This window comes from Tritonibacter aquimaris (assembly GCF_009617595.1).
In the GTDB taxonomy this organism is placed as follows: Bacteria; Pseudomonadota; Alphaproteobacteria; order Rhodobacterales; family Rhodobacteraceae; genus Epibacterium; species Epibacterium aquimaris.
The window spans coordinates 446,995-463,039 of the sequence record NZ_WIXK01000003.1; the positions used below are offsets into that span (position 1 = coordinate 446,995).

Here is a 16,045-nt window from a genome sequence, read left to right on the forward strand (position 1 = left end):
CTTTTCCCAAATACTCTGGCCGAATTTTCTTGGGGGTGAATGCGCAGCAGAGGGGCAAAGCCCCTATATCTCCTCCACATCCATCACCCCGTCCAGGGATTTAAGCGCGCCTTTGATCTGGGGGTTGATCGGGAACATCTGCCCCAGCTCCATCTCCACATCGCCGGGCAGGCTGGGATCTTGCAGATAGACATAGATCTCACCGGGGCTTGCGTTGCGGGCGGCTTTTTTGGCGTCTTCCAGCACCGTGGCCACGGTGTTTACTGCCGACACGCTATCAAGATAGACTCTGAGCGACGAGCGCCCCGCATCAGCAATGGCGCTGTCCACCGGCCCGGCAGAGCGCATCAGAAGCTTCAGCTGGTCGCTCTCCAGCGTTGCCTCGGCGGTGATCACAACCTTGGAGCCGGTGTCGAGAAACTCACGCGATTTTTCCAACACGTCCGAGAAAATCGTCACCTCAAACGCGCCGGTAGGGTCAGAGAGCTGCGCAAAGGCAAAGCGGTTGCCGCGGGCCGATTTACGTTCTTGCCGCCCGGCGACGACCCCGGCCATTTTGGCCATAAACGGCCCGCGCTCTGCCTTGAGCGTCACCTCATCTAGCGTCAGCACATCCTTGCGTTTGAGCGCAGGCATATAATCATCGAGCGGATGGCCCGAGAGATAAAACCCAATCGCCTTGAACTCTTCGGACAGGCGTTCAGCAGGCAACCAATCGGGCACACCAGCCATGCGCGGCTCGGGCAGGTCATCACCTGCTTCACCAAACAAAGACACCTGATTGGAGTTTTTCTGCTCCTGAATGGCAGCTGAATAATTCACCAGCCCCTCAAGGCTTTCAAACACCCGGCGGCGGTTTTTATCCAGCTGATCAAAGGCGCCTGCGCGCGCCATCATTTCCATCGGGCGTTTGCCGACCTTTTTCAGATCCACCCGGCGCGCCAGATCATAAAGGGTGGCAAAAGGCTTATCGCCCCGCCCCTGAACGATCAGGTTCATCGCCTCAACGCCCACGTTTTTCAACGCGCCCAGCGCATAGACCAGCTCGCCGTTCACCACATTAAATGTCGCCAGTGACCGGTTCACGCAGGGCGGCACATACGGAAGCTTCAGCCCCTTTTTCACCTCTTCAAAATAGATCGCCAGCTTTTCCGTCAGGTGAATATCGCAGTTCATGACGCCCGCCATGAACTCCACCGGGTGGTTCGCCTTAAGCCAGCCGGTTTGATAGCTCACCACCGCATAGGCAGCGGCGTGGGATTTGTTAAAGCCGTAGTTGGCAAATTTCTCCAGAAGGTCAAAAACCTCGGAGGCCTTTTTCGCCGGAACCCCGTTTTCAGCCGCGCCTTTTTCAAATTTGGGCCGCTCGGCGTCCATCGCCTCTTTGATCTTTTTACCCATGGCGCGGCGCAACAGATCCGCGCCGCCCAATGAGTATCCCGCCATCACCTGGGCGATCTGCATCACCTGTTCCTGATAGACGATAATCCCTTGGGTTTCTTCAAGAATATGGTCAATCAGCGGGTGCACCGACTGGATCTCTTTCAGCCCGTTTTTCACCTCACAATAGGTGGGGATGTTCTCCATCGGCCCCGGACGATAAAGCGCCACCAGCGCAACGATGTCTTCGATACAGGTGGGTTTCATGCGCTTAAGCGCATCCATCATACCGGTGGATTCCACCTGAAACACCGCCACGGTTTTGGCCGCCGAATACAGATCATAGGTGACCTTATCATCCAGCGGAATGGCGTTGATCTCATTCACCGCGCCCTCGGGCGGCTCATACAGCTGGCTGCCATCAGCACCGATATGAATGTCGCGCCCCGACTGGCAGATCAGGTTAACCGCGTTTTGAATAACCGTGAGCGTTTTCAGGCCCAGAAAGTCAAATTTCACCAGCCCGGCCTGTTCGACCCATTTCATATTGAACTGGGTGGCGGGCATGTCTGAGCGCGGATCCTGATACAGCGGCACCAGCGCATCCAGCGGCCGGTCGCCGATTACAACACCCGCCGCGTGGGTGGAGGCATTCCTGAGCAGCCCCTCGACCTGCTGGCCATAGGTCAGCAGCCGATCCACCACAGGTTCATTGCGGGCTTCTTCCGCCAGACGCGGCTCATCCTGGATGGCCTTTTCAATCGAGACCGGCTTCACCCCTTCCACCGGGATCATTTTCGACAGCCGGTCCACCTGGCCAAAGGGCATCTGCAGCACCCGGCCAATGTCACGCACCGCAGCCTTGGACAGTAGCGCCCCAAAGGTAATGATCTGGCCCACCTTGTCGCGACCATATTTCTGCTGCACGTATTTGATCACCTCTTCGCGGCGATCCATGCAGAAATCGATGTCAAAGTCAGGCATCGACACCCGTTCCGGGTTGAGGAAACGTTCAAACAGCAGGCTGTAGCGCAGCGGATCAAGGTCAGTAATTGTCAGCGCATAGGCCACCAGTGACCCCGCGCCCGAGCCCCGCCCCGGCCCCACCGGGATGCCCTGATCCTTGCCCCATTGGATAAAGTCTGCAACGATCAGAAAATAGCCAGGGAATCCCATGCTCTCAATGATACCCAGCTCAAAATCCAGCCGTTCCTGATAGCCTTCAACGGAAACCGCATGCGGGATCACCGCCAGACGTTTTTGCAGGCCCTCATTGGCTATACGGCGCAGCTCCGCCACCTCATCATCGGCAAACTTGGGCAGAATGGGATCGCGCCGATAGGCCATAAAAGCGCAGCGCTTGGCAATTTCCACCGTGTTTTCAATCGCCTCGGGCAGATCGGCAAACAGGGTGATCATCTCTTCCGGGCTTTTGAAATAATGCTGCGCCGTAAGCCTGCGCCGCCCATCAACCTGATCCACATAAGCGCCCTCAGAAATGCAGATCAGCGCATCATGGGCTTCATACATCTCGGGCTTGGGGAAATAGACATCGTTGGTCGCCACCAGCGGCAGCGCCATCGCATAGGCCATTTCGATCATCGGCCGCTCTGTCAGCTTCTCGGCTTCGGGCCGGCCATCTTCGCCGGGATGGCGCTGCAGCTCTACGTATAAACGATCTGGAAATATCGCCTTGAGCTGCTGCATCAGCGCCTCAGCCTCAGCCCGTTTGCCCTGCTGCAACAGCATCCCCACCGGCCCCAGCGGCCCGCCGGTCAGGCAGATCAGCCCGGCCGCATTGGCGCGCAGCTCGTCCAGTGATACCTGCGGCAGCTGGCCATCCCCATCCACATAAAGACAGGAGGACAGCCGCATCAGCCCCTCGTAGCCTTCTTCGTTCTGGGCCAGCAGCACCAGCGGCGCGGGCAGCTTAGGCTTGCCGCCGGGTTCCGCGGCTTCAAAGGTGAAATCCACCTGACAGCCAACAATCGGCTGAATGCCAGCGCCCGCAAGGGTGACGGAAAACTCCAGCGCGGAAAACATCGCATTGGTGTCGGTCACCGCAATTGCAGGCATATTATGCGCCTTGCAAAGATCCGGCAGCTTTTTCAGCCGCACGGCCCCTTCGAGCAGGGAATATTCGGTATGGGTGCGCAGGTGAATGAATCGAGGAGCTGTCATGGCACATGACCTATCCCATTGACGGGGCGTGAACCAAGGGGCATTTCATCCACAGGCTCGAACCATTGGCCCGAACCACTGGCCGAACCGCGCTCGCCAACAACAGGCCCTACCCCCGGTCGCCATCACAAAATGACTAAAAATCCATCGTGATTTTCAAATAATTCCAGCAGCTGTTTTTTAACGCAGCTGTTACGAAAGCGCGGTTCGCAGACTTACCCTATGATTCAAATAGGTTTTCAGATCATCGCTGCAAACCCCGCCACGCCAAATTCGTGAAGTTTTTATTGCCTCAGCGCCAGCCCTGTCCCTAGGCTGATCCCAGCACATAAAAACGCCCGCCCTCCTTTTACGTCGCATCGAAGGTCGGCATGGCGCCACAGCCAGGGCAAACAGGGTAACGCGACCGGTAGACGATTATGACGCTCACCTTTCATCTGAACGGTGAAAAGATCCAGCTGGCAGATCCATCTGCCACCACAACTTTGCTGGAATATCTGCGCGAAAGCTGCGCCCTGACCGGCACCAAAGAGGGCTGCAACGAAGGCGACTGCGGTGCCTGCACCGTCATGGTACACGATGACCAAGGCGCCCGCGCCGTCAACGCCTGCATCCTGTTTCTGCCGCAACTGCAAGGCACATCTGTCACCACCGTCGAAGGGCTCGCCGCCCCCGATGGCACCCTGCACCCGGTGCAACAGGCGCTGATTGATCACCACGGCAGCCAATGTGGCTTTTGCACCCCCGGTTTTGTGATGTCGATGGCCACGGCACACTGCAACGGCGCAACCGATCACAAGGATCAGCTTGCAGGCAACCTCTGTCGCTGCACCGGCTACGCCCCAATCCTGCGCGCAGCCAAGGCCATTGAGGATGCGCCGGTGCCGCCGCATCTGGCCCCATTCACCTTTTCAAAAATACTCCGGGGGGAGGCCGAAGGCCTGGGGGCAGAGCCCCCCTCTGACCAAACTGTGGCAGAGCCCCCCTTAAATCAAACTGGGGCAGAGCCCCCGCTAAACAAACCCGCAGCAGAGCCTCCCTCACTTGCAACCACCACCTCCCCGTTTCAGCCGCAAAACAGCGACGCGCTGGCTGATCTCTACCGCGCCCATCCCAAGGCCACTTTGATCGCGGGGGCCACCGATGTGGGGCTCTGGGTCACCAAGGATCTGAAACAGCTGGATCCGGTGATCTTCCTGGCAGGCTGTCGCGATCTTGCAGATATTCGTGACCACGCAGATCATTTAAACGTGGGCGCAATGGTGACGATGAACGCCCTGCGCACAGCACTTGCGCCGCACTCCGCAGCCTTTGATGAGCTGCTGCGCCGCTTTGCCAGCCAGCAGGTCAGAAACGCCGCCACATTGGGGGGCAATATCGCCAATGGCTCCCCCATCGGTGACAGCCCACCGCCGCTGATTGCCCTTGGAGCGCGCCTTATTTTACGCAAAGGCAACACCCGCCGCGAAATCGCGCTTGAGGATTTCTTTATTGAATACGGCAGACAGGACCGCAGAGAGGGTGAATTTCTTGAGCGCATCCTGATCCCCAAAGCCATGGAACACCTCAGGATCTACAAACTGTCGAAACGCTTTGATCAGGATATTTCCGCTGTGCTGGGCGCGTTTAATATCTGTGTCACCGATGGGTTTGTCACCTCGGCCCATATTGCATTTGGCGGCATGGCAGCGACCCCCAAACGCGCGTATCAGGTGGAACAATCCCTGATCGGGGCCGCCTGGAACCGGCGCACCATTGCCCATGCAAAAGACGCATTCACCCTGGATTTCACCCCACTAAGCGACATGCGCGCATCTTCCGAATACCGGTTGGAAACGGCCAAAAACATGCTGGAACGCGCCTTTTATGATGCGTCGCAAACCGTGCTAAGCCCAACGAAGGTGACCCCATGAGCGTCGGCCGCCCCCTGCCCCATGATGCCGCCAAACTGCATGTGACCGGTGCGGCGCGCTATGTGGATGATGTTGCCATGCCGCGTGACTGCCTGCATCTGGCCTTTGGTCTCTCCACCGTCGCCCATGCCGACATCACTGCACTGGATCTTGCACCGGTACGTGCAGCCCCCGATGTGGTTCAGGTGCTGACCGCCGCAGATTTGCCGTTTGAAAATGACGTCTCCCCCGCCGCCCATGATGAGCCGCTTTTGGCCACGGGATCGGTGCAGTATCTGGGCCAGCCGCTGTTTCTGGTCATTGCCAAAAGCCACCGCGCCGCCCGTGTTGCCGCGCGTCTGGCACAGGTGGACTACGCTGAAAAACCCGCCATCTTGACGCTGGATCAGGCACTGGCGGCAGACAGCCGTTTTGAAGAAGGTCCGCGGATCTGGTCGCGCGGCGACGCAGCAGCGGCCATTGCAGCCGCAGAGCATCAGCTCACCGGCACCATGGAGATCGGCGGGCAGGAGCATTTCTACCTTGAAGGTCAGGCCGCATTGGCGCTGCCGCAGGAAGATGGCGGCATGCATGTGCAGTCTTCGACCCAGCACCCCAGCGAGATCCAGCATAAGGTGGCCCATGCCATTGGCCTGCCGATGCATGCGGTGCGGGTGGAAATCCGCCGGATGGGCGGCGGATTTGGCGGCAAGGAAAGCCAGGGCAATGCGCTCGCCGTGGCCTGCGCACTGGCGGCGCGCGCCACGGGTAAGCCCTGTAAAATGCGCTATGACCGCGATGATGACATGATGATCACCGGCAAACGCCACGCCTTTCGCATCACTTATGAAGTGGGGTTTGATGCAGACGGCCGGATTAACGGCCTTGAGTTTACCCATCTGGTCAATTGTGGCTGGGCGCAGGATCTGTCATTGCCGGTGGCCGATCGCGCCATGCTGCATTCCGATAATGCCTATTGGCTGGAACACATTCGCCTGACATCGCACCGGCTGAAAACCAACCTGCAAAGCGCCACCGCCTTTCGCGGCTTTGGTGGGCCGCAGGGCATGGTGGGCATTGAACGGGTGATGGATCACATCGCCCATGAATTGGGGCTTGATCCGGTTGAGCTGAGACGGCGTAATTATTATCCCGAAATGGGTACAGCCGCAGCAACCACAGGCTCTCAAGGGGGCTCTGCCCCCGGGCCTGCGGCCCTCCCCCGGAGTATTTCTAAAAAGGTGAAAGGATGCGTCACGCCCTATGGTATGGAGGTGCGTGATTTTGAGCTGGGGGCGATGACAGACAGCCTGTTAGAGCGTGCAGAATACAACACGCGCCGCGATGAGATTGCCCAGTGGAATGCAGCCCAGGAGCAAAACAGGGCCCATCTGCGCCGTGGGCTTGGGTTTTCTCCGGTGAAATTTGGCATTTCCTTTACCCTGACCCATCTTAATCAGGCGGGCGCCTTGGTGCATGTCTATCAGGATGGCTCGATCCATCTGAACCATGGCGGCACCGAGATGGGACAGGGCCTGTTTCAAAAGGTGGCACAGGTGGCGGCGCGCAGTTTTGGCGTCGATCTGGCGCAGGTGAAAATCACCGCAACCGACACCGCCAAAGTGCCCAATACCTCGGCCACTGCAGCTTCAAGCGGGTCTGATCTCAACGGTATGGCGGTGAAAATCGCCTGTGACACCATCCGCGACCGCATGGCTGAACATCTGGCGGCTGAGCATCAACTGGCCGCGTCAGACGTGCAGTTTGATCGGGGGCGCGTGCGCATCGGCGGCGAGGAAATCTCGTTTAACGCGGCAGCACAGCGTTGCTACACCGGCCGCGTTGGCCTGTCGGCCACCGGGTTTTACAAAACCCCGGATCTGGAGTGGGATCGCCTGCGCGGATGGGGGCGGCCGTTTTTCTATTTCGCCTATGGTGCGGCCCTTACTGAGGTGGTGGTGGATCGGCTCACGGGGGAATACCGGATTTTGCGCGCGGATCTGTTGCATGATGCGGGCGCGTCACTGAACCCGGCGCTCGATATTGGTCAGGTCGAAGGGGCCTATGTGCAGGGCGCGGGTTGGCTCACCACCGAAGAGCTGGTTTGGGATGCAGGCGGGCAGCTGCGCACCCATGCGCCCTCAACCTATAAAATCCCCGCCTGTTCTGATGCGCCAGAGGTGTTTAATGTGGCGCTTTGGCAGGGGCAAAACCGCGAAGACACGATTTACCGTTCAAAAGCTGTGGGTGAGCCGCCGTTTATGCTGGGCATTTCCGCCTATCTGGCGCTGAGCGATGCGGTTGCACGCTTTGGTGCGGCCACCTACCCGGCACTGAATGCCCCCGCCACCCCCGAAGAGGTCTGGCGCGCAATTCGCCAAGGGGGCGTATCATGAGCATCGATCTGGATCTGTTGCGCGAAAAAGTTGCGGCCCACGGCGTGGTCACCCGCGCGGTGATTGTTGACGTCAAAGGGTCAAGCCCGCGCGAGGTCGGGGCCGCCATGCTAGTCTGGGATGAGGGTCAAAAGCGCGTGCAATCAGGCACCATCGGTGGCGGCGCGCTGGAATATGAGCTGGCAGATCAAGCACATCGCCAGACCCAGCGCGCTTGCGTCATCCGACGCGCTTTGGGACCGGATTTGGGGCAATGCTGCGGGGGGCATGTCACTTTGGTCAGTGAACGCTTTGATGCCGCCATGATGAAGGCGCTCTCAGGCCCTATCACCAGCCCTGTGGTTGCGCGCAATATCAACGGGTCCGATCAGATGCCCTTTGTGGTGAAACGGCTGCTCAGCGCGGCGCGCGCCAGGGGTGAAACGGTGCAGACCGCGCTGATGGATGGATGGCTCATTGAACCTGTCTACCAGCGCAAGCAGCCGTTGTGGATCTGGGGCGCAGGCCATGTGGGACGGGCGCTGGTGGATGTGCTGGCACCATTGCCGGATCTCGACATCAGTTGGGTGGATACCACACAGGCACGCTTTCCCGCGGCCATTCCAGACCATGTCACCCAAATCATTGCTGAAAAACCCACCGTTTTGGTACCGCATGCGCCGCAAAATGCCTCACATCTGGTGCTGACCTATTCCCATGCGCTGGATCTGGCGCTATTGAGCGCCCTGCTTGCACATGGGTTTTACCAGGCCGGGGTCATTGGATCCGCCAGCAAATGGGCGCGGTTTCGCACCCGCCTTCTGGCGCTGGGGCACCCGGCTGAGACCATCGCGCGCATCACCTGCCCGATCGGGGACCCCAGATTGGGCAAGCATCCGCAGCAGATCGCCATTGGGGTGGCGGCGGAACTATTGAAGACAAGCGCCAAGGCGCAACCGGCCACGGCCGAGGACACAGGGGACAGACGCGCGTGAGTGACGTATTGCTGAGCCTGCGGGGGCTGACCAAAGCCTACCCCGGCGTGGTGGCCAATGATCAGGTCTCTTTTGATATCAAAGCGGGCGAAGTGCATGCGCTTTTGGGTGAAAACGGCGCGGGTAAATCCACGCTGGTGAAAATGATCTACGGGCTGGTGAAACCCGACAGCGGTGAGATGCTGCTAAACGGCGCAGGCTTTGCCCCAGCCGAGCCGCGCGCCGCGCGCGCAGATGGCATTGCCATGGTGTTTCAGCATTTCTCGCTGTTTGACGCGCTGAATGTGGCGGAAAACATTGCGCTGGGGATGGAAAACCCACCCAAGATGCGTGATCTTGCGGGCCGCATTCGCGACGTGTCCGAAACCTATGGGCTGCCGCTGGATCCCTATCGCACCGTCGGGGATCTTTCAGCCGGGGAACGCCAACGGGTTGAAATCATTCGCTGCCTTTTGCAAGATCCCAAGCTTTTGATCATGGATGAGCCCACTTCGGTGCTGACGCCACAAGAGGTTGAGATCCTGTTTCAGACCCTGCGCAAGCTGAAATCTGAAGGCACCTCGATCCTTTATATTTCCCACAAGCTCGAAGAGATCCGCACGCTGTGTGATCATGCCACCATTTTGCGACTGGGCAAAAACGTGGGCGAATGTGTGCCGCGTGACACCTCGGCCCGTGACATGGCTGAAATGATGGTGGGCACGGCGCTGAAAACACCGGAACGTGGAGCGCGTGAGTTTGGTGATATCCGGATTCAGCTTAGAAACCTGTCTTTGCCCGCGCCGTCAAACTTTGGCACCGCGCTGAAAGACATCACGCTGAATGTGCATCAGGGTGAAATTCTTGGCATTGGTGGCGTTGCAGGTAATGGTCAGGATGAACTGTTGATGGCCTTGTCTGGAGAGACCCTGTCGCCCCAAGATACCGTGGTTCTTGATGGTGTGGGCATTGGCAATCTGGGGCCAACCGCACGGCGCAAAGTAAAGCTTCTCACCGCGCCCGAAGAGCGGCTGGGCCATGCAGCTGCGCCAGATATGAGCCTGATTGAAAACGCGCTTCTTACCGGATCTGTGCGCAAGAACCTGGAAACGCGCGGCATGATCAACTGGTCAGCGGCGCGCCGTTTTGCCGAGGATGTGATTGCGACTTTTGATGTGCGCACGCCGGGGCCAACCAATGCGGCGCGGTCATTGTCTGGCGGCAATCTGCAGAAATTTGTCATTGGCCGCGAGGTGTTGCAGGAGCCCGATGTTTTGGTGGTAAACCAACCCACCTGGGGTGTGGATGCCGCCGCCGCCGCTGCAATCCGGCAGGCATTGCTGGATCTGGCGGCCAAAGGCGCGGCCATAATCTGCATCAGTCAGGATCTGGATGAGCTGATGGAAATCTCTGACACATTTGCCGCGCTGAATGAAGGGCGGCTGAGTGCTCCGCGCAGCACCGAGGGGCTGAGCGTTGATGAAATCGGCCTGATGATGGGCGGCGCGCATGGGATGGAGGTTGCCCATGTGTAACGCCAGCCTGCGCCAAGGGGCCGCTGTTGGATGCCTCCGGCGGGAGTATTTGAAAAAAGGTGAAAGTGCCGTGCGCAATGTGGCAGGGGTGAGCAAATGATCCATCTTGAGAAACGACCCGAGCCGTCGCGTTTTTGGTCGCTGGCCACACCGGTGCTGGCGGTGCTGGCAACCATGGTGGCGGGCGGGCTGTTGTTTGCGGCCCTTGGCAAAGACCCGATCGAGGCCATTCGCACCATTTTCTGGGAGCCGCTTTTTGGTGAATTTGCCTTCTATTACCGGCCGCAGCTGTTGGTGAAAGGCGCGCCTCTGGTGCTGATTGCCATTGGGCTGTCGCTGGGGTTCAAGGCGGGCATCTGGAACATTGGCGCCGAGGGGCAATATATCATTGGCGCGCTGACGGGCGCGGGCGTGGGGCTTGCGTTTTACCCGCTGGAAAGCGTCTTTGTGTTCCCGCTGATGGTGATTGCGGGCGCTTTGGGCGGCTGGGCCTGGGCGATAATCCCGGCGCTGTTGAAGGTGCGCTTTGGCACCAATGAAATTCTGGTGTCGCTGATGCTGGTCTATGTGGCCGAGCAGCTTCTGGCGTCGATGGCGCTGGGGCTTTTGAAAAACCCAGAAGGCTACGGCTTTCCTGGCAGCCGCAATCTGCAGCAATACCCCAGTGCCTATAACGCGGATCTGATTGAAGGCTCTGGCCTGCATTGGGGTGCGGCGGCGGCGCTGATTGCGGTGATTTTTGCCTATGTGCTGCTCAATCGGCATATGCGGGGCTTTCACATCCGCCTGATGGGTGATGCGCCCCGTGCGGCGCGGTTTGGCGGCGTGGCCCCGGCGCGTATGGTATTGTTTTGCCTCGGGATCTCCGGCGCGCTCGCTGGGCTTGCGGGTTTGTTTGAAGTCTCGGGCCCTGCCGGTGTGGTGAATATCGATTTCAACGTGGGCTACGGGTTTACCGCCATTATTGTCGCCTTTCTCGGCCGTCTGCACCCGGTGGGCATCCTGCTGGCGGGGGCTTTGATGGCGCTCACATATATCGGCGGCGAAGGGGCGCAGGCCAGCCTGGGCCTGCCTGCTGCTGCCATTCAGGTGTTTCAGGGGATGTTGTTGTTTTTCCTCTTGGCCCTCGACCTTTTGACCAATTTCCGCATCCGTCTGGGTGCCAATGAGGTGGCGTGATGGATCTTTCTGCAATTGACCCGGTACAGCTCATTGCCTTTCTGATGGTCGCAGCCACACCGGTGCTGCTGGCGGCCATCGGTGAGCTGGTGGTTGAGAAATCGGGGGTTTTGAACCTCGGCGTTGAAGGTATGATGATTACTGGCGCTATCGCAGGCTTTGCGATCACGGTTGAAAGCGGCTCCCCCACCGTGGGGTTTGTGGGCGCGGCCATTGCCGGTGCGCTCCTGTCGTGTCTTTTTGTGGTGCTGACGCAGTTTGCGCTGGCCAATCAGGTGGCCTCGGGGCTGTCGCTGACCCTGTTTGGGCTGGGGCTGTCGTCGCTGATGGGGCAGTCTTATGTGGGGGTAAAGCCGCCCGCGATTGGCAAGGTTGATATCCCGCTGCTGTCTGACCTGCCGATTGTTGGCCCGATCCTGTTTAACCATGATCTGATGGTCTATTTTGGCATAGCGCTGGTGGCGCTGGTCTGGGCAGTGCTGAAATACAGCCGTGCCGGGCTGATCCTGCGCGCGGTGGGTGAAAGCCACGATGCGGCCCATGCGCTGGGATATAAGGTGGTGCGCATTCGCATTCTGGCGATCCTGTTTGGCGGTGCCTGTGCCGGGCTTGGCGGCGCCTATATCAGCCTCATTCGAGTGCCTCAATGGACCGAAGGGATGACCGCGGGCGTGGGCTGGATTGCGCTGGCGCTGGTGGTGTTTGCCAGCTGGAAACCCTGGCGCGCGCTGCTGGGTGCCTATCTTTTTGGCGGTGTCACCGTGGTGCAGTTGAACCTGCAGGCAGCGGGCGTTGCCATCCCGGTCGAATATCTGGCAATGTCGCCCTATCTGATCACCATTGTGGTTCTGGTTATTCTTTCAGCGGACAAAAGCAGCGCGCCTGCTGCGCTTGGCCGTGCCTTTCATGCGTCGCGCTAAGCGGCGTGTTTTGCTGCCCTTCGGGGAAATAACAATAAACGGGGGATCCCTTGATGAAATTGACTGCACTTCTCACAAGCGCCGCAATGGCGCTTGGCCTCGCGACCGCTGCGGTTGCGGATGATAAAACCAAAGTGGGCTTTGTCTATGTGGGCCCCGTCAATGATGGCGGCTGGACCCAGGGCCACGATCATGCGCGCCAGAAACTGGTGGAACATTTTGGCGACAAGGTGGAAACCACCTATGTGGAAAACGTCTCCGAAGGCCCCGATGCAGAGCGGGTGATCACCCAGATGGCACTGCAGGGCGCGGATCTGATCTTTACCACCTCTTTTGGCTTTATGGATCCCACCATCAATGTGGCGAAGAAATTCCCCAAGGTGAAATTTGAACATGCCACCGGCTATAAACAGGCGGAAAACGTATCCAGCTATTCGGCGCGTTTTTATGAAGGTCGCGCGATCCAGGGCCATATCGCGGGCAAGATGACCAAGACCAACACCATTGGCTATATCGCCTCTGTGCCGATCCCCGAAGTGGTGCGTGGCATCAACTCCGCCTATCTCCACGCCAAAAAGGTAAACCCGGATGTCGAGTTCAAGATCATCTGGATCTATGAATGGATGAACCCCGCGAAAGAAGGCGACGCAGCCAAGGTTCTGATCGAACAGGGCGCGGATGTAATCCTGCAGCACACCGATTCCACCGCGCCTCTGGCGATTGCGGCGGAAAAAGGCGACGTGATCGGCTTTGGTCAGGCGTCGGACATGTATGAATATGCCGATGGTCCGCGCGTCAGCTCAATCATTGATGAATGGGCACCTTACTACATCGCCCGCACCCAGGCGGTTATCGATGGCAGCTGGACCTCGACCGCCACATGGGATGGCATTGGCGCGGGCATGGTTGGCATTGGTGAAATCACCGATCGCGTCCCTGCTGAGCTGAAAGCCGAAGCGCTGGCAATGAAAGCAGCGATTGCAGCAGGCGAATACCATCCGTTCACCGGCCCGGTGAAAAAGCAGGACGGCAGCGACTGGCTGGCAGAAGGCGAAGTGGCCGATGATGGCACGCTGGCTGGCATGAACTTCTACGTTGAAGGCCTGAACAGCGAAATCCCGCAATAAGCAGGTTTGTTATCTGATCTGAAAGCCCGCCTCCCCCTGAGGCGGGCTTTTTTGTGTTTGTTTTTGGGGTCAGGTTTTTACAGAGTATTTTGGGTGGGCATCTCGGGTGGTGCTTTTACAGGCTGGGCTTTGCTGCAACCGGGCATCTTTATGGCGCGATTTTTGACATAGGACCGCCCAGAACAGATCCGACCCATCACGCAACAGGCGCAGCGCTCCCGCCCGTCGCCGGATGCAGGCATCCGCTCCCGTTGGGCCTGGCTCGGCGCTGTGCGCCGAGCCAGGCCCAATGCCGCCAAGGGGTCTTTGCAAAAGACACCTGCGGGAGCGGGAGCCCTTACCTGCTGTGATCCACTTGCCCGGCGATCCCACGATCTTGCGCCCTGTCACGTCTCTGTGTCAGCGCGGTGCAGCTCTGATGTTTGATCTTCACTTGTTGCCCGCCCCATGCCAGTTTGCCGCCATGACACAGATGATTGCCCCGATTTCGAATGCGCAACAGGCGCGCTTTGCCTTTGGCACCATGCAATTTGGCGGCCGCGCCGACGCGCGCCAGTCGGCTGAGATGTTTCACGCCGCCTGGGACGCGGGCATTCGCCATTTTGACACCGCTTGGGTCTATACCGATGGCGAAAGCGAGCGCATTCTGGGCCAGCTCATCCGTGATCGGCGCGCCGACACAGTGGTGGCCAGCAAAGTGGGCTTTGAAGGCGGTGCTCATCCGGACAATCTGCAGATGCAGTTTGATCAGAGCCGCGCGCGGCTGGAGCTTGATCAGATCGATCTGCTTTATCTGCACCGGTTTGATCCCAATTGTGATTTGCGCCAGACGCTTGAATGGTTCGCGCGCCAGCAGCAAACCGGCCATATCCGCCACGTGGGGCTTTCAAACTTTGCCGCCTGGCAGGTGGTGCAGGCAGCCTGGATCGCAGCTGAATTTGGTCTCAAACTCAGCGCCTTGCAGCCGATGTATTCGCTGGTGAAACGCCAGGCCGAGGTTGAGATCCTGCCTATGTGCGCAGCACTTGATATTGTGCCGCTGCCCTATTCACCCTTGGGCGGTGGGCTGTTGACCGGCAAATACAGCAGCACAGACAAAACCGCAGGCGGGCGGCTGCGCGAAAGCGCAAGCTACGGCGCGCGTTATGGTCAGGACTGGATGTATGACAGCGCCGCCAGGCTGACAGCGCTGGCGGAACGGCACAGCGTGCATCCAGCAACACTGGCGGTGGCCTGGGCGGCGGCGCACCCCAGCCAGCCCGCGCCGATCCTGTCGGCCCGCTCGCCGGAGCAGTTGCAGCCCTCGCTCATGGGGATGAACCATGCGCTGACGCCGGAGCTTTATGATGAAATCAGCGCGCTCAGCCCGCGCCCGGCGCCGGCCACCGACCGGCTGGAGGAACAATAATGCCATTGAGATCTGTTCCCGGCACCGCCTCGGTTGCGCAAAGTGATGCCAAGGGCCGCCTTTATGCCCCATCAGCGGCGCGCAACAGCCAGCCCCTGTGTGACGCGGTTGCCGCCGCCCTGCCCCCAAAGGCCACCCGCGCGCTGGAGATTGCCAGCGGTACCGGCCAGCATGTGGTGGCATTGGCGGCAGCGCTGCCTGATATCCGCTGGCAACCCAGCGATGTGGACCCGGCACGGCTGAGTTCGATCCGCGCCTATGTGGAGCGCTACCAGACTGAAACCGCTGCAAAAAACATCGCCCCGCCGGTTGCGATTGATGCGGTGCACGCGGGCTGGGGCGCACAGCACAGGGATCAGGATCTGGTGCTGGTGGTGAACCTTTTGCATCTGATCAGCACCGCTGAAGTCGAGACCCTGATCCATGAAGCGGCGCAGTGCCTTGCCCCATCGGGGCGGCTGATGATTTACGGCCCGTTTCGCCGCAATGGCGCGCTCACCAGTGCGGGTGATCAGCAGTTTGATGCCAGCCTGCGTGCACATGATCCCGATATCGGCTATAAGGACGTGGCTGACATCGACGCGCTCTGCCGTGGTGGTGGCCTCACCCTGTGTGAGGTGGTGGAGATGCCCGCCAACAATCTGCTGCTGCTGGCCGAACGCGCGCCAAAGCAAAGCGGATAGATATCAAAGATATGGCCCGCAGGCCCAGGTGAAATGCAACTGGGTAGAGTACAACTGGGCACAATGGGCCTGGTAACCTATGCACGAGAGACAGCGATGAAACAGCCCCCCAAAGACCGCAGCCACCTGCGTGTGGTGGGCAGTGGCGCAACATCCGCTGCCGCGCCGCTCAGCGCCTGTGCACGGGCGCAGGCCGCGCTTTGCCTGGCGGTGGCCACCCATCAAAGCGATCAATATGACGCCCAGCTGCAGGTGCTGCACAGCCACGGGATAAGCCGCGAACAGCTGTCTGAACTGATGACGCTGACGGTGGAAATGGTCGGGCCCGAGGTGATGATCACGGCCGCCGAAGTGATGGACCGCTACGACATCATCTGCCAGCCTGGCTAAC

General features: G+C 59.4%; 11 protein-coding genes. 10 read left to right on the plus strand and 1 reads right to left on the minus strand.

Going from position 1 to position 16,045, the window contains the following annotated elements:
- Positions 1 to 63 precede the first annotated feature (63 nt).
- On the minus strand, positions 64 to 3,561 hold the full coding sequence (gene dnaE, locus GG681_RS08190; protein ID WP_153546943.1) for a DNA polymerase III subunit alpha: 3,498 nt from the start codon (positions 3,559 to 3,561) through the stop codon (positions 64 to 66).
- A 419-nt stretch (positions 3,562 to 3,980) separates the two neighbouring features.
- On the opposite strand from dnaE, the gene xdhA reads away from it, so the two are divergent.
- The 10 genes from xdhA (at position 3,981) to GG681_RS08240 (ending at position 16,044) form a co-directional block, all read left to right on the plus strand.
- Positions 3,981 to 5,474 (plus strand): xanthine dehydrogenase small subunit, encoded by a 1,494-nt coding sequence (xdhA, locus tag GG681_RS08195; RefSeq protein WP_153546945.1) that lies wholly within the window; start codon positions 3,981 to 3,983, stop codon positions 5,472 to 5,474.
- Positions 5,471 to 7,849, plus strand: coding sequence for a xanthine dehydrogenase molybdopterin binding subunit (gene xdhB, locus GG681_RS08200; RefSeq protein WP_153546947.1), 2,379 nt, complete (start codon positions 5,471 to 5,473; stop codon positions 7,847 to 7,849). The genes xdhA and xdhB overlap by 4 nt, the downstream gene beginning before the upstream one ends.
- Positions 7,846 to 8,823, plus strand: coding sequence for a xanthine dehydrogenase accessory protein XdhC (gene xdhC, locus GG681_RS08205; RefSeq protein WP_153546949.1), 978 nt, complete (start codon positions 7,846 to 7,848; stop codon positions 8,821 to 8,823). The genes xdhB and xdhC overlap by 4 nt, the downstream gene beginning before the upstream one ends.
- Entirely contained in the window at positions 8,820 to 10,337 is a 1,518-nt protein-coding gene (locus tag GG681_RS08210; RefSeq protein ID WP_328593309.1) for an ABC transporter ATP-binding protein, read from the plus strand. The genes xdhC and GG681_RS08210 overlap by 4 nt, the downstream gene beginning before the upstream one ends.
- A gap of 96 nt (positions 10,338 to 10,433) precedes the next feature.
- Positions 10,434 to 11,516 (plus strand): ABC transporter permease, encoded by a 1,083-nt coding sequence (locus GG681_RS08215; protein WP_153546951.1) that lies wholly within the window; start codon positions 10,434 to 10,436, stop codon positions 11,514 to 11,516.
- Entirely contained in the window at positions 11,516 to 12,436 is a 921-nt protein-coding gene (locus GG681_RS08220; protein ID WP_153546953.1) for an ABC transporter permease, read from the plus strand. The genes GG681_RS08215 and GG681_RS08220 overlap by 1 nt, the downstream gene beginning before the upstream one ends.
- A gap of 53 nt (positions 12,437 to 12,489) precedes the next feature.
- Positions 12,490 to 13,563: a BMP family ABC transporter substrate-binding protein gene (locus GG681_RS08225; RefSeq protein ID WP_153546955.1), complete on the plus strand. Its 1,074-nt coding sequence runs from the start codon at positions 12,490 to 12,492 to the stop codon at positions 13,561 to 13,563.
- 418 nt (positions 13,564 to 13,981) lie between these two features.
- Complete coding sequence (locus GG681_RS08230; protein ID WP_408057658.1) at positions 13,982 to 14,971, plus strand: aldo/keto reductase; 990 nt, start codon at positions 13,982 to 13,984, stop codon at positions 14,969 to 14,971.
- Entirely contained in the window at positions 14,971 to 15,654 is a 684-nt protein-coding gene (locus tag GG681_RS08235) for a DUF938 domain-containing protein (RefSeq protein WP_153546957.1), read from the plus strand. The genes GG681_RS08230 and GG681_RS08235 overlap by 1 nt, the downstream gene beginning before the upstream one ends.
- 96 nt (positions 15,655 to 15,750) lie before the next feature.
- Entirely contained in the window at positions 15,751 to 16,044 is a 294-nt protein-coding gene (locus GG681_RS08240) for a hypothetical protein (RefSeq protein WP_153546959.1), read from the plus strand.
- The last annotated feature ends 1 nt before the right edge of the window (position 16,045 follow it).

Coding starts and splice junctions, on each gene's coding strand:
- GG681_RS08235 (WP_153546957.1), top strand. CDS start 14,971: ATGCCATTGAGATCTGTTCCCGGCACCGCCTCGGTTGCGCAAAGTGAT.
- xdhC (WP_153546949.1), top strand. CDS start 7,846: ATGAGCATCGATCTGGATCTGTTGCGCGAAAAAGTTGCGGCCCACGGC.
- GG681_RS08220 (WP_153546953.1), top strand. CDS start 11,516: ATGGATCTTTCTGCAATTGACCCGGTACAGCTCATTGCCTTTCTGATG.
- GG681_RS08225 (WP_153546955.1), top strand. CDS start 12,490: ATGAAATTGACTGCACTTCTCACAAGCGCCGCAATGGCGCTTGGCCTC.
- xdhA (WP_153546945.1), top strand. CDS start 3,981: ATGACGCTCACCTTTCATCTGAACGGTGAAAAGATCCAGCTGGCAGAT.
- GG681_RS08230 (WP_408057658.1), top strand. CDS start 13,982: ATGTTTGATCTTCACTTGTTGCCCGCCCCATGCCAGTTTGCCGCCATG.
- GG681_RS08240 (WP_153546959.1), top strand. CDS start 15,751: ATGAAACAGCCCCCCAAAGACCGCAGCCACCTGCGTGTGGTGGGCAGT.
- xdhB (WP_153546947.1), top strand. CDS start 5,471: ATGAGCGTCGGCCGCCCCCTGCCCCATGATGCCGCCAAACTGCATGTG.
- GG681_RS08215 (WP_153546951.1), top strand. CDS start 10,434: ATGATCCATCTTGAGAAACGACCCGAGCCGTCGCGTTTTTGGTCGCTG.
- dnaE (WP_153546943.1), bottom strand. CDS start 3,561: ATGACAGCTCCTCGATTCATTCACCTGCGCACCCATACCGAATATTCC.